Below are 13,626 nucleotides of genomic sequence, written 5' to 3' on the forward strand. Positions count from 1 at the left end.
ACGGGCCACTTTACGGTGTATGTGTGCGCCGTGAACGAGCGCCCCGGCTGTCAAAGACGCTGAGATCGCCCCCCGGGTTGCCCCTGTTCAGGGTGAGCGATGATGGAGGGGTTCCGCCCCTGATTTCTCCCCTGGTTCCTGCCAGGGCTTCCCCGGAAAGGTCCCCCATGGCACCGCGCATCCTGCTGGCTCGGCACGGGCAGACGGAGTGGTCGCTGTCCGGCAGACACACCGGCAGGACCGACGTGCCCCTCCTGGAGGAGGGCCGCCGGGGCGCGAAACTGCTCGGCGAGCGGCTGCACCGGGCGCCCTTCGACGGTCTCGCCGACGTCGAGATACGCACCAGCCCGCTGGCACGCGCGCGTGAGACGTGCGAACTCGCGGGCTTCGGCGAGCGGGCCATGCGCTGGGACACCCTCATGGAGTGGCACTACGGCGCCTACGAGGGCCTGACCCCCGCCGAGATCCAGGCCGCCCGGCCCGGCTGGCTCATCTGGCGCGACGGCGTCCCCGAGGGCGAGACCCTCGCCGAGGTCACCGCCCGCGCGGACGAGGTCGTCGCCTGGGCCCGCTCGGCCGACCGGGACGTCCTGGTCTTCGCCCACGGTCACATCCTTCGCTCCATCGGGGCACGCTGGCTGGGTCTGCCGCTGGACTTCGCGGCCCGGATACGGCTGAACCCGACGTCCCTGTCGGTTCTCGGCTGGGCCTACGGCGAACCGGCGATCGAGAGCTGGAACGACCTCGGGCACCTCGCGTAGCACCCCACTACGCGCGCGGGGCTTTCAGAACTACGCGCGCGGGGCTTTCAGATCTTCCGCGGCGTCGAGGCGTGCCGCTCCAGGAAGGTCGAGACGCCGCCCGCCCGCCGGTGCGGCAGCAGCACCCTCGCCGTGCCCGCCAGCATGGTCTGGATCCGGGACGACTGGACCTGGTCGAGCAGGTCGAGGACCCGCAGCCCGGCCACCGCGGCCTCGTCGGGACGGCCCCCGCGCGCGAGATCGTCGGCCAGCTCGGCCGTGTACAGCGCGATGTTCCGGGTGAAGTGCGGGTCCTGGAGGTCCGCCGCCCGTCCCGCGTGCCGGGCGGCGCGCGGCCAGTCGCCCAGCGTGGACCAGCACTGCGCCTTGAGCCCCTCCAACTCGGCCTCGCCGTAGAAGCTCATCCACTCGGGGTCGTCGTCGCAGGGCCCGCGGTCGTAGAGGGCCTGTGCGCGGACGAGAGCCTGCTCACAGCCGGCGCGGTCGGTGAGCCCGGCCCAGCCGCCCGCCTCGCGCAGCGCGAGCAGGCTCATCAGCCGGGGCGAGCCCAGCGGGCGGGCGACGCGCTGGGCGGCCTGGGCGGCGCGGACCGCCTCGCGGGGCCGGCCGGCGTCACGCGCGAGGAACGCCGTGTTGCAGAAGGCGTGCGCCTCCAGCGCCTGGTCCCCGGTCATCCGGGCGGTCGCCAGGGCCTCGGCGTAGTGCGAGCGGGCGTCGTCGAAGCGGCCCGAGTCGTGGGCCAGCCAGCCCACGGAGATGGCGAGCTCGCCCGCGCCCGAGTGCAGCCGGTCGGCGGTGGTCTGCCGGGTCGTCCCGGCGTCCAGCAGCGCGTAGGCGGCGCGCAGCGGGGCGGCGGCGCGCCGGTAGAGGCCGTCGGCCCCGTGCCGGTCGTCCAGCAGCCGGATCCGGCGGACCGCTTCTTCCAGGGCGCCCGCCTCGCTCGTCCCCACGCGGCGCGCGGGACGTTCCGCCGCCGAAGCGTGGGGTGCGAGCCTCAGGGGGCCCAGAGTGGCGGCGGCCATGGTGGCGCCTCCGCCGGTCATGAATGCGCGACGCAGCACGTCGCTCTCCTCGTGGTTGTGGTGCTTGTCGTACGGGTCCTGCGTGTCATACGGCTCATGCGCCCCACCCGTCTCACCCGTGTCCCGCTCGTCACTGGTAGTGCGCTCCGGTCTTGTGGTGTGCGCACAGGGCGCATCCCCGGCGGTGTGCGCCCCTCGTCCGCGAACGGACGCGCGGGGCGCGAACCCCAGGTCGATGAGCGTGCGACCGGGGAACATGTGCAGGAACACCCGCTCGTACGCGTAGTTGGGGCAGCGGATCTCGCCCGCCTCGACCCGACCGATGTAACGCGCGTCACAGCTGACCCGCTCGCCGATCTCACGAGCGGCTCGCCGTACGAGCGCGGCGAACTCGGCCGGCGAGCGCTGTCCGCGCAGGTGCCGGAAGACGAGGTTGGGCCGTGGTGGCCGGTCGGGCCGAGGTGGGGTCACCGTTGACGACGCCATGGCCGGGTCCTCTCGTGCGAACCGTCGAACCATGCCGGATTCGGGGTGACTTGTCCGTGTGGCACCCTTGTTCCCGGCGGGCAAGAACGTACCTGCTGTGGTCGGGCCGCCATGCGGTGTTTGGCTACAAACCGGATATCTCATCCGCGATCTGCCATGAACTGCCATCCTTTGCGGCGGACTTCCGCCGTAGCCCTTGACGCGCCCGGGCGTTGAGCAGGGTGGACCGGGACAGGTCCGACAGGCGGGCTGCGCGGTGGAGGCCGGGATGGAGACCAGCCAGAGCAACGAACCTTGTATGCCGTCGGTGGCGGCGTGCGACCTAGTGACGGTGCCCACCCGTCAAGGGCTGGAGGCGGTCGACATCCTGCGCAGAGCCTCGGCGGGGGACGGAGTGGGGCCCGTCCTGCACGACGACGGCGACGACACCCTCGGCTTCGTCGTGCCGGCCGGGACGGCGGCGGCCTGGGACGTACCGGGCAGCACCTGCACGAAGACCGACGGCCGGGGGCTCAGACTCGTCCCCGAGCCCCCGAACGAGGGCTCGGACTGGCTGGTGCCGCCCGGCGAGGCGGACCTCGCGACGGATCCGGCGGTGCTGCGGCGGGCGTTGGGCGAGGCGGCCCGGCTGATCGAGGCGGCCGACAGCTGCCGTTGACCGGTATTGACCGGTGCTGACCGGGGTGTCCGTGCCCCTGCCATGGTCGCCGGGATCGGCCGAGCGCGCGGGGAGCGTCCGCGGCCTGCGAAAATACCGGCATGGCAAAGTCCAGGAACACCCGGCGCGAGCGGGACGCCGACGCCACCGTCGTCGAGACGGTCGACGGCGGCCTCGCCCAGCTCATACCCGACCGGGACCGGGCGCGGGCCTGGACGCTGCTCATCGACGGAGCCCCGCAGTCGCACGTCGACCTCGACGACCCCGCCTTCCTCTCCTTCGAGTACCAGCGGCGCCTGGGCCATGTCATCGACCTCGCCGCCCCGCCCGGCAAGCCCCTCCAGGTCGTGCACCTGGGCGGCGGCGCCTTCACGCTCGCGCGCTATGTCGCCGCGACCCGGCCCCGCTCCACCCAGCAGATCGTCGAACGGGACGCCGCCCTCGTCCAACTGGTGCGCCGGGAGCTGCCGTTGGACCCGGGGGCGCGGATCAGGGTCAGGTCCGTCGACGCCCGCGAAGGGCTCGCCAAGGTGCCGGACGGCTGGGCGGATCTCGTCGTGGCCGATGTGTTCAGCGGCGCCCGCACCCCCGCCCACCTCACCTCGACCGAGTTCCTCGACGAGGTCCGCAGGGCGCTGAAGCCCGGCGGGAGCTATGCCGCCAACCTCGCCGACGGCCCGCCGCTGGCGCATCTGCGCGGCCAGATCGCCACCGCGGCGGCCCGTTTCCCGCACCTCGCGCTGGTCGCCGACCCGACCGTGCTGCGGGGCAAACGGTTCGGCAACGCAGTGCTCGTCGCCTGCGACCTGCCGCTGCCGATCGCCGAGCTGACCCGCCGGGCCGCCTCCGACCCGCACCCGGGCCGGGTCGAGCACGGCCGTGCGCTCACCGACTTCAGCGGCGGTGCGGCACCGGTCGCGGACGCGTCGGCGGTGGCCTCACCGGCGCCGCCGCCCTCGGTGTTCCGGTAGCGGAACCGCCGTCAGCGGTTCACGGGTTCAGCGGTTCACGGGTTCAGCGGTTCACGGGTTCAGCGGTTCACGGGTTCAGCGGTTCAGTAGTTCTGCACGTCGACGCGTGGCGGGCCGTCGTGCCAGGTGCAGAACACCGTCACCCGGTCCGCGCCGGAGGCGAAGTCCACCCGGATCCAGGACTCCGTCTTCCACACCTGCACCGACCAGTCCGCGCCCGGCGTGGCCGACACGAGCGTCGCGTACGTCTCTGCCAGGTCGAGGACGACCCGGCCGCCCTCGGTGTCGTAGCTCTTGACCGTGCCGGACGCGCTGCCGGACCCGCCGGCGGACGGGGTGGAGGCGACCGGCGTGCGGCTCGGCGTCGGGGACGCGGCGGGCGTGGGCGTCGCGGGCGCGGAGGGCGTGGCCGGACTCTTCGAGGCCGTCCGCGACGGGCTCGGCGAGGGCGGCGGCCCGGCCGCCTGGGCAGCCGGGTCGTCCCTGTCCGCCGCGGCGGACCCGTCGGCTTCGGCCACCGTCAACGGAAGGGCGCGCGGCGGGTCGTAGACGGTGCCCGCCATGACCGTGTGGACACCCCACCACGACAGCGTGACCGCCGCGCCCGTGGCCAGCGACCAGGCCAGTACGTGTAGGAGTGTGCTCCGCATAGCGCGCCATCCTGCCTCACCCGCCTCACAGGTGTCCCCCCGAGGGGCCACCGATTGTCCACAGCGGGGGAGTTGTCCACAGGCCCCGGTCGGGCCGGGGCGCATGGCGTAGGTTGCGGCGCATGGCAAGTGTGCTCGTGGTCGAGGACGACCAGTTCGTGCGCTCGGCGCTCATCCGGCAGCTGACCGACGCCTCCTACCTGGTGCGCAGCGTCGGCACGGCGCTGGAGGCGCTGCGCGAGGTCGCCCATTTCCGCTTCGACGTGGTCGTCCTGGACCTCGGACTGCCCGATCTGGACGGCTCCGAGGCGCTGAAGATGCTGCGCGGCATCACGGACGTGCCGGTCATCATCGCCACCGCGCGCGACGACGAGTCGGAGATCGTCCGGCTGCTGAACGCGGGCGCGGACGACTACCTGACCAAGCCGTTCTCGGCGGAGCATCTGTCGGCGAGGATGGCGGCGGTCCTGCGCCGGTCCCGGCGGCCCGGCGCCGGGGACGCTCCGCCGTCCTCGCCGGTGCTGCACGTCGGCGGTCTGACCGTCGATCCGCTGCGCAGACAGGCCGAGTTGGACGGCGTCCGGCTGGATCTGACGCGTCGTGAGTTCGACCTGCTGGCCTTTCTCGCCGGCCGGCCGGGCGTCGTGGTCCCGCGCCGGGAACTGCTGGCCGAGGTGTGGCAGCAGTCCTACGGCGACGACCAGACCATCGACGTCCATCTGTCCTGGCTGCGGCGCAAGTTGGGCGAGACGGCGGCGCGGCCGCGTTATCTGCACACCCTGCGGGGCGTCGGGGTGAAGCTCGAACCACCGGGGGAAGCAGGGCCGTTGGGATGAGGTGGGCGCTGGTCAAGGTGTGTCTGGCGGTCACCGCGATGGTCGTGGTCGCCTTCGCGGTGCCGCTCGGGCTCGTCGTCAAGGAGATGGCCCGTGACCGCGCCTTCTCCAACGCGGAGCGGGAGGCCGCGGTCGTGGTGCCGGCGCTGTCCATCACGACCGACCGGGACCAGCTGGAGCGGGTCGTGGCCTCGGCGGGCTCCGACGACGGCATGGCGGTGCACATACCCGCAGGTGACGGCCGTGCCGCCGTCGACCTCGGCCGGCAGCGCGCCGCCGACGCGGACATCGCGGCCGTGCGGAAGCTGGGCCGCGCCTCCACCACCGAGGTGCCCGGGGGATCGGCGCTGCTCCAGCCCGTCGCGCTGAGCCTGGGGACGGTGGTGATCGAGGTGTATGTGCCCGAGTCGGAGGTGAGCAACGGCGTCGGCACGGCGTGGGCGGTGCTGGCGGCGGTGGGGGCGGCGCTGGTCGTCGGCTCGGTGGCGGTCGCCGACCGGCTGGGCGTACGGATGGTGCGGCCGGCCCGCCGACTGGTGGAGGGCGCGCACGAGTTGGGGGAGGGCAAGCTCGGGGCGAGGGTGCCGGAGGAGGGGCCGAGCGAACTGCGCCTGGCCGCGGTCGCGTTCAACTCGATGGCGGACCAGGTGGTGCAACTCCTGGCCAATGAGCGGGAGTTGGCGGCGGATCTCTCCCACCGTCTGCGCACTCCGCTGACGGTCCTTCGCCTCAACGCCGCTTCCCTCGGCGACTCTCCGGCGGCCGAGCAGACGAGGACCGCCGTCGCCCAGCTGGAGCGCGAGGTCGACACGATCATCCGCACGGCCCGGGAGGCGAAACCGCAGACGACGGCACCCGGTCCCGGCGCCGGCTGCGACGCCGCGCAGGTGGTCCGGGAGCGGATGGCGTTCTGGTCGGCGCTCGCGGAGGACGAGGGCCGCAAGGTGCGCACGGCCGGTGTCGACCGTCCGGTGCGGGTGCCCGTGGCCCGCACCGACCTGGCCGCCGCGCTGGACGCCCTGCTCGGCAACGTCTTCCGGCACACCCCGGAGGGCACGGCCTTCGCGGTCGACGTCCACAACGGCGAGGACGCGGTGATCGTCCTCGTGTCGGACGCCGGTCCGGGCATCCCCGATCCCGAGACGGCGATGGCCCGCGGCCGGGGCTCGGGAACCCCCGGCTCGACCGGTCTCGGCCTGGACATCGTGCGCCGCCTCGCGGAGTCGACCGGCGGCGATGTGCGGATCGGCGCGTCGGTGCTGGGCGGCACGGAGATACGCCTCTGGATACAACTGGCCGGAACCGCCCCCGCGCGCAGGGGCCACCGGGGTTCCGTGCGCCGGCGCCGACGTGCGGCGAGCAAGGGATCGACCAAAAGGTGATCAAGGTGTGTCGATTACGTTTCGACAAATGAAGCCAGCGGCTCTTGACGCATGACCGGACATACGGCTGTTATTGCGCCACCCCGTGTTCGGTCAAGTTGATTTCTGGTCGATTGCGATCAGCTTTCAGCCACACCTCGTGGCCGAACCTCGCGTCAGGAGCCGTTCATGCACCACCTCTCCCCCTCCGGCCGCATCGCTCTCCCCTCCCCGAGCCGTCGCACGCTGCTGCGCGGCATAGGCGGCGCGGCCGTTCTGGGCGCCGGCATACCGCTGCTGTCCGCCTGTGGCGACAGCGGCGCCGCGGCCGACCCGAAGGCCGTCACCCTCGGCTCCAACGCCTCCGACGCCGTGCCGAAGAAGGCCTTCGCGGAGATCTACGCCGCCTTCAAGAAGCAGTCCGGCATCACGGTGGACGTGAACACCAAGGACCACAACACGTTCCAGGAGCAGATCAACTCCTACCTCCAGGGCACCCCGGACGACGTGTTCAACTGGTTCGCCGGCTACCGCATGCAGTTCTTCGCGGCCAAGAAGCTCGCCACCCCGATCGACGAGGTCTGGGACAAGATCGGCGGCAACTTCCCCGACGCGATGAAGGCGCTCAGCAAGGGCGCGGACGGCAAGTACTACTTCGTGCCGCTGTACACGTACCCGTGGGCGCTGTTCTACCGCAAGAGCGTCTTCGAGAAGTACGGCTACACCGTCCCCACCACCTGGGACCAGTTGGTCGCGCTCTGCAAGCAGATGAAAAAGGACGGACTCGTCCCGATCGCTTTCGGCGACAAGGACGCCTGGCCCGCGCTCGGCACCTTCGACCAGATCAACTTCCGCACCAACGGCTACGACTTCCACGTCGAACTGATGGCAGGCAAGGCCTCCTGGACCGACGCCAAGGTCCGCAAGACCTTCGACAACTGGGCCGAGATCCTCCCCTACCACCAGGACGGCGCCGTCGGCCGCACCTGGCAGGACGCCGCCCAGACCCTCGTCTCCAAGAAGGCGGGCATGTACCTGCTGGGCACCTTCGTGGGCCAGCAGTTCACCAACCAGGCCGACGCCGACGACCTCGACTTCTTCGCCTTCCCGGAGATCGACCCGGCTTACGGCCAGGACACCGTCGAGGCGCCCACCGACGGCTTCATGCTCTCCAAGGCCCCGAAGAGCAAGGCCGCCGCCGTCAAGCTCCTGGAGTACCTGGGCACCCCGGAGGCCGAGTCGATCTACCTCAAGGCCGACCCGAACGTCGTCGCCGCCTCCAGCAAGGCCGACACCTCCTCGTACACGCCGCTGCAGAAGAAGGCGTACGACATGATCAGCGGCGCCAAGCACCTCACCCAGTTCATGGACCGCGACAGCCGGCCCGACTTCACCTCGACGGTGATGCAGCCCGCGCTGCAGAAGTTCGTCCGCGACCCCAAGGGCGTCGACAGCCTGCTCACCTCGATCGAGCGCCAGAAGAAGACGATCTTCGCGTCCTCATGACCACGCCGACCAGCACCCAGAACCCGGAGGCGGCCGCCGTGCCGCCTCCGGGCCCCGCGCCCTCCAAGAAGCGGGTCCCGCAGGGCCACCGGCGCCTGCTGACCCGCCGCGACCGGTTCACGCTCGCCCTGATGGCGGGCGTGCCGACGATCCTGCACGTGGCCCTCGTCTGGCTCACCGCCCTCGCCTCCATCGCCCTCGCCTTCACCACCTGGGACGGCATCGGCTTCGACTCGATCAAGTGGGTCGGGCTGGACAACTTCCGCGAGCTGTTCACCAACAACCCGCAGTTCTGGCCCGCCGTCCAGCACAACGTCGTCTGGTTCGTCGTGCTCATCCTGATCCCGACCCCGTTCGGGCTCTTCCTGGCGATCCAGCTGGACAAGAAGATCCGCTTCAGCCGCGTCTACCAGACGGCCTTCTTCCTGCCGGTCGTGGTGTCGCTGGCCGTCACCGGATTCGTCTGGCAGCTCGTCTACAACCCCGACACCGGCCTGATCAACAGCATCATCGGGGCCAACCAGCCGGGCCACTACATCGACTGGATCGGCGACCCGGACCTCAACCTGTGGGCCGTCCTGGTCGCCGCCTGCTGGCGGCACACCGGCTACATGATGATCCTCTACCTGGCCGGACTGAAGGGCGTCGACCCGTCCCTGCGCGAGGCCTCCGCGCTGGACGGCGCCAACGAGTGGCAGACGTTCAAGAACGTCATCTTCCCCACCCTGCGGCCCACCAACACCGTCGTCCTCGTCGTGACGATCATCGAGGCCCTGCGCGCCTTCGACCTCGTCTTCGTCTTCAACAAGGGCGCCCAGGGCACGGAACTGCTGTCGATCCTGGTCACCAACAACATCATCGGCGAGTCCAGCCGCATCGGATACGGCTCGGCGATCGCCGTCGTCCTGCTGGTGATCTCCCTGGCCGTGATCATCCCGTACCTGATCGCGACCTTCCGGAAGGAGCGACGAGCATGAGCGCGACCCTCGCCGGCAAGCCGCGCACCCCCCTGCGCCCCGCCCGGATCCTGCTGCACGTCTTCCTCGTCGGCACCGCCCTGGCCTGGCTCGCGCCGCTGCTCTGGGCCCTGTTCGCGGCCCTGCGCCCGTACGCGGAGACCAGCGAGAAGGGCTATGTCTCCTGGCCCGACAAGCTCAGCTTCGACAATTTCACCAACGCGTTCGAGCAGTCGGACATGATGCACTACTTCGGGAACACGCTGCTGATCGCGGTCCCGGCGGTGCTGCTGACCCTGTTCCTCTCCTCCTGCGTCGCGTTCTACGTCAGCCGCTTCGACTTCCGGGTCAACCTGTTCCTGCTTCTGGTGTTCACGGCCGGCAACCTGCTCCCGCAGCAGGTCATCATCACCCCGCTGTACCGCCTGTACCTGCTGGTCGACCTCCCCGGCATCACCGCCAGCGGCAAGCTCTACGACTCCGCGCTCGGCCTGGTGCTGATCCACGTGGCGTTCCAGGCCGGCTTCTGCGCCTTCGTGCTGAGCAACTACATGCGCTCGCTGCCGCACGAGCTGACCGAGGCGGCACTCGTCGACGGCGCGTCCGTCTGGCGGCTCTACTGGCAGATCGTGCTCCCGCTGTGCAAGCCCGCCATGGCGGCCCTGGCCACCCTGCTCTCCATCTGGATCTACAACGACTTCTTCTGGGCCATCGTCCTGATCTCCACCGGGGAGAACATGCCGATCACCTCGGCCCTGAACAACCTCTCCGGCCAGTACTTCACCGACCCCAACCTGGTCGCGGCCGGCGCCCTGCTCACCGCGATCCCCACCCTGATCGTGTACTTCGTGCTCCAGCGCCAGTTCGTCAGCGGCCTGACCCTCGGCGCCAACAAGGGCTGACGGCCCCCTCCCCGCGAAAGAGACACCCGTGCCCCACCCCTTCACCCCGGTGGCCTCCGTCCCCGTGGACCCCCGTCGCGCCCGCGTCCACGAGGAGGGCTGGCAGTCCTGGAGCCCCAGCGGCGGCTACGCCCTCGACGCGTACCCGTACCGCCCGACGAACGACAACTGGGCGACGGTCTGCTACCGCCCCGGCGTCACCGTCCCCGCCGGAGCCTTCCAGGGCGAGGGGCTGCTGGCCCTCGACCCCGGCGACGGATCGCCGGTACGCCTGTGGGCGGCCCCGGAGCCGACGCGCGAGACCCCGTCCATCCGGCTGGTCGCCCGGGACGGGGTGGCCGAGATCAGCGCCGACGGCCCGGTGAAGGAGTACGCGGGCACGGCGATCCAGGAGGTGCTCGCCGACTGGGCCGCCGGCCTCGGGCTCCCGGCGCCCCGCCCGGCGCCCACCGTCTGGTGCTCCTGGTACGAGTACTTCACCCAGGTCAGCGAGGACGACATCCACGAGAACCTGCGCGCCATGGAGGTCCTCGACCTGCCCGTCGACGTCGTCCAGATCGACGACGGCTACCAGCGCGCCCTCGGCGACTGGCTCACCCTCTCCGGCCGCTTCCGCTCCCGGGCCGGCATCGCCGACGCCATCCGCGCCCGCGGCCGCCGGGCCGGCATCTGGACGGCGCCCTTCCTCGTCGACCCGAGCAGCGAGCTGGCCGCCGCCCACCCCGACTGGCTGGTCCGGTCCGCCGACGGCGGCCTCGCACACGCCGGCCACAACTGGGACCACGACCTGTTCGTCCTGGACACCACCCACCCGGACGCGGCGGCCTACCTGACGGACGTCTTCCGCACCCTGCGCACCGAGGGCTACGACTACTTCAAGGTCGACTTCCTGTACGCGGGCGCGCTGGACGGCGTCCGCCACCAGGACGTCGACGCCGTCACCGCGTACCGCTCCGGGATCGAGCTGATCCGCGCGGCGATCGGCGCGGACGCCTACCTGCTCGGCTGCGGCGCGCCGATCCTGCCCTCCATCGGCCTGTTCGACGCGATGCGGGTCAGCCCCGACACGGCCCCGCACCGCCGCCCCGAGGCCGACGACTACAGCCAGCCCGGCCAGGACCCGGCCGAGTTCACCGGCGCCGGCCGCCAGTGGCAGCACGGCCGTCTCTGGGTCAACGACCCCGACTGCCTGATGGCCCGCCCGGCCGTGGAGACCCGCGAGCGGTGGGCCGCCCACGTCGAGGCCACGGGCGGTCTGATGGCGTCCAGCGACCGGCTGCTCTCCCTCGACCAGTGGGGCGTCGAGACGACGCGCCGCCTCCTGTCGGGAGGCGGGCGATGAGCCGCGAACTGAACGTCCCGGGCCTCGCCTACGGCGGCGACTACAACCCCGAGCAGTGGCCCGAGGAGGTCTGGGCCGAGGACATGCGGCTCATGGCCGAGGCCGGCGTGAACATGGTCAGCGTCAACATCTTCTCCTGGGCGCTGCTGGAGCCGTCCGAGGGCGTCTACGACTACTCCCGCCTCGACCGCGTCCTCGACCTGCTCCACGCCCACGGCATCGCCGCCGACCTGGCCACCCCGACGGCCGCGCCGCCGGCCTGGTTCTTCCGGGCCCACCCCGAGGCGCTGCCGGTGGACCGCGACGGCCGGCGACTGTCGTACGGCAGCCGTCAGACGTTCTGCCCGAGCAGCCCCGCCTACCGCGAGGCCGCGCTGCGGATCGCCCGCGCGCTGGGCGAGCGGTACGCCGACCACCCGGCGGTCGTCATGTGGCACGTCCACAACGAGTACGGCTGCCACAACGCGGAGTGCTACTGCGACACCAGCGCCGAGGCGTTCCGGACCTGGCTGCGCGCCAGGTACGGCGACGACCTCGCCGCGCTCAACGACGCCTGGGGCACCACTTTCTGGAGCCAGTGGTACTACGACTGGGACGAGATCCTGCCGCCGCGCGCGACCGGCGCGGTCCCGAACCCGACCCACCGCCTGGACTGGCGCCGCTTCTGCAGCGACGAACTCCTGTCGCTGTGCACGGCGGAGCGGGCGGTGCTGGCGCAGGCCGCACCGAGACTCCCCGCCACCACCAACTTCATGGTGATGTACAACTTCGACGCGCTGGACTACTGGCGCTGGGCACCGGAGCTGGACGTCGTCTCCAACGACCACTACCTCCGCTCGACCGACCCCGAGTCGGAGATCGACATCGCGATGAGCGGCGACGTGGTGCGCTCCCTCGCGGGCGGCCGCCCCTGGCTGCTGATGGAGCACTCGACGGGCGCGGTGAACTGGCAGCCGGTCAACCGGGCGAAGACGCCGGGGGAGTTGCGCCGCAACGCGCTCGCGCACGTGGCCCGCGGCGCGGACGGCATCGCCTACTTCCAGTGGCGGGCGGCGAAGGCGGGCGCCGAGCAGTGGCACTCGGCGATGCTGCCGCACGCGGGCACCGACAGCGTCATCTGGCGGGACGTCGTCGCGCTGGGCGCGGACCTGCGGGCGCTGGCGGAGGTGCGGGGCGCGGTCGGCACGGCCGAGACGGCCATCGTCTGGGACTGGGACGCGAAGTGGGCGCTGGAACTCCCGTCGCAGCCCAGCGAGGAGATCCGCTACCTCGACCTGATCCGCTCCTGGTATGAGCCGCTGTGGCGCGCGGGCGTCGCGGTGGACTTCGTCCGCCCGGACGCGGACCTCTCGGCATACCGCCTGGTCCTGGCCCCGAGCCTCTACCTGGTGGACGACGCGGGCGCGGCGAACCTCACCGGCTTCGCCGAGCGGGGCGGCACCCTGGCGGTCGGCTTCCACAGCGGTGCCGTGGACGAGAACTGCCATGTGCGGCTGGGCGGTTACCCGGGCGCGTTCCGAGCCGCCCTGGGCGTCCGCACGGACGAACTGTTCCCGCTGCTGCCGGGCGAGACGGTCGCCCTGACCGACGGCGGCACCGCGTCCCTGTGGTCGGAGCGGGTGACCCTGGCGGGCGCGGAGGCGGTGACCTCGTACACGGCCGGCACCCTGACCGGCGTCCCGGCGGTGACACGCCACGACCACGGCACCGGAACGACCTGGTACCTGGCCACCCTCCCCGACCCGACCACCCTGACGTCACTGCTGAACCGGATCCGCGATGAGTCGGGCGTACGACCGGTGCTGGCCGACGCACCCCCGCCGGGCCTGGAGGCGGCCCGCCGCCGCGGACCCGACGCCGACTACCTCTTCCTCATCGACCACACCGGCAAGGGCGCACAGATCCCGGTGTCCCCCGACGCCATGGAACTCCTCAGCGGCACGCCGGTGCAGGGCGGTTCGGTATCGGTCCCACCGGGCGGGGCGGCGGTGGTCCGGGAGCCACGCGGGCAGGTGCCACTGGCATAGGCGAAGGGCAAATTCTCACGGAGATCAAGCCGCTGGAACGTCGCGTGGAACAAGCTCAACAGCTGGACCTACTACCTGGCTCATCTCTACGCCAGGTACGAGCTGCCCCCGATCCTGCTGGTCGTCTGCGCGGACAAGGCCACCGCGG

The 13,626-nt window shown here is 71.6% G+C and carries 12 protein-coding genes; 10 read left to right on the forward strand and 2 right to left on the reverse strand.

Features of this window, described 5'->3' with window-relative positions:
• The first annotated feature begins 167 nt into the window (after positions 1-167).
• Complete coding sequence (locus tag ACWCPF_RS03760; protein WP_451043304.1) at positions 168-761, forward strand: histidine phosphatase family protein; 594 nt, start codon at positions 168-170, stop codon at positions 759-761.
• A gap of 47 nt (positions 762-808) precedes the next feature.
• Here the strand turns inward: ACWCPF_RS03760 and ACWCPF_RS03765 are convergent, their stop codons facing one another.
• Positions 809-2,269, reverse strand: a complete 1,461-nt coding sequence (locus ACWCPF_RS03765; protein ID WP_451043305.1) for a hypothetical protein — start codon at positions 2,267-2,269, stop codon at positions 809-811.
• A 268-nt stretch (positions 2,270-2,537) separates the two neighbouring features.
• On the opposite strand from ACWCPF_RS03765, the gene ACWCPF_RS03770 reads away from it, so the two are divergent.
• Together ACWCPF_RS03770 and ACWCPF_RS03775 are read left to right on the forward strand one after the other, a co-directional pair.
• Positions 2,538-2,927, forward strand: a complete 390-nt coding sequence (locus tag ACWCPF_RS03770; RefSeq protein WP_451043306.1) for a hypothetical protein — start codon at positions 2,538-2,540, stop codon at positions 2,925-2,927.
• Positions 2,928-3,028: 101 nt separating this feature from the next.
• On the forward strand, positions 3,029-3,898 hold the full coding sequence (locus ACWCPF_RS03775) for a spermidine synthase (protein ID WP_451043307.1): 870 nt from the start codon (positions 3,029-3,031) through the stop codon (positions 3,896-3,898).
• An 83-nt stretch (positions 3,899-3,981) separates the two neighbouring features.
• On the opposite strand, the gene ACWCPF_RS03780 is transcribed toward ACWCPF_RS03775, so the two are convergent.
• The gene (locus ACWCPF_RS03780; RefSeq protein ID WP_451043308.1) at positions 3,982-4,548 is read right to left on the reverse strand and encodes a hypothetical protein; all 567 of its coding nucleotides are present in this window, start codon (positions 4,546-4,548) and stop codon (positions 3,982-3,984) included.
• A gap of 122 nt (positions 4,549-4,670) precedes the next feature.
• Here ACWCPF_RS03780 and ACWCPF_RS03785 point away from each other — a divergent pair, with 122 nt between their 5' ends.
• From ACWCPF_RS03785 to ACWCPF_RS03815, 7 genes are all read left to right on the forward strand, one after another.
• Positions 4,671-5,384 carry a response regulator transcription factor gene (locus tag ACWCPF_RS03785; protein ID WP_451043309.1) on the forward strand — a complete coding sequence of 238 codons (714 nt, stop codon included), beginning with the start codon at positions 4,671-4,673 and terminating at the stop codon, positions 5,382-5,384.
• Positions 5,381-6,766, forward strand: coding sequence for an ATP-binding protein (locus ACWCPF_RS03790; RefSeq protein ID WP_451043310.1), 1,386 nt, complete (start codon positions 5,381-5,383; stop codon positions 6,764-6,766). The genes ACWCPF_RS03785 and ACWCPF_RS03790 overlap by 4 nt, the downstream gene beginning before the upstream one ends.
• Positions 6,767-6,934: 168 nt before the next feature.
• Positions 6,935-8,251, forward strand: a complete 1,317-nt coding sequence (locus ACWCPF_RS03795) for an ABC transporter substrate-binding protein (RefSeq protein ID WP_451043311.1) — start codon at positions 6,935-6,937, stop codon at positions 8,249-8,251.
• Positions 8,248-9,228, forward strand: a complete 981-nt coding sequence (locus ACWCPF_RS03800) for a carbohydrate ABC transporter permease (protein ID WP_451043312.1) — start codon at positions 8,248-8,250, stop codon at positions 9,226-9,228. The genes ACWCPF_RS03795 and ACWCPF_RS03800 overlap by 4 nt, the downstream gene beginning before the upstream one ends.
• Entirely contained in the window at positions 9,225-10,109 is an 885-nt protein-coding gene (locus ACWCPF_RS03805; RefSeq protein WP_451043313.1) for a carbohydrate ABC transporter permease, read from the forward strand. Before ACWCPF_RS03800 ends, ACWCPF_RS03805 begins: the two co-directional genes overlap by 4 nt.
• Before the next feature lie 28 nt (positions 10,110-10,137).
• Positions 10,138-11,451, forward strand: a complete 1,314-nt coding sequence (locus ACWCPF_RS03810) for a glycoside hydrolase family 36 protein (RefSeq protein ID WP_451043314.1) — start codon at positions 10,138-10,140, stop codon at positions 11,449-11,451.
• Entirely contained in the window at positions 11,448-13,478 is a 2,031-nt protein-coding gene (locus ACWCPF_RS03815) for a beta-galactosidase (RefSeq protein WP_451043315.1), read from the forward strand. Before ACWCPF_RS03810 ends, ACWCPF_RS03815 begins: the two co-directional genes overlap by 4 nt.
• The last annotated feature ends 148 nt before the right edge of the window (positions 13,479-13,626 follow it).

Source organism: Streptomyces sp. NPDC001858, from assembly GCF_053594615.1.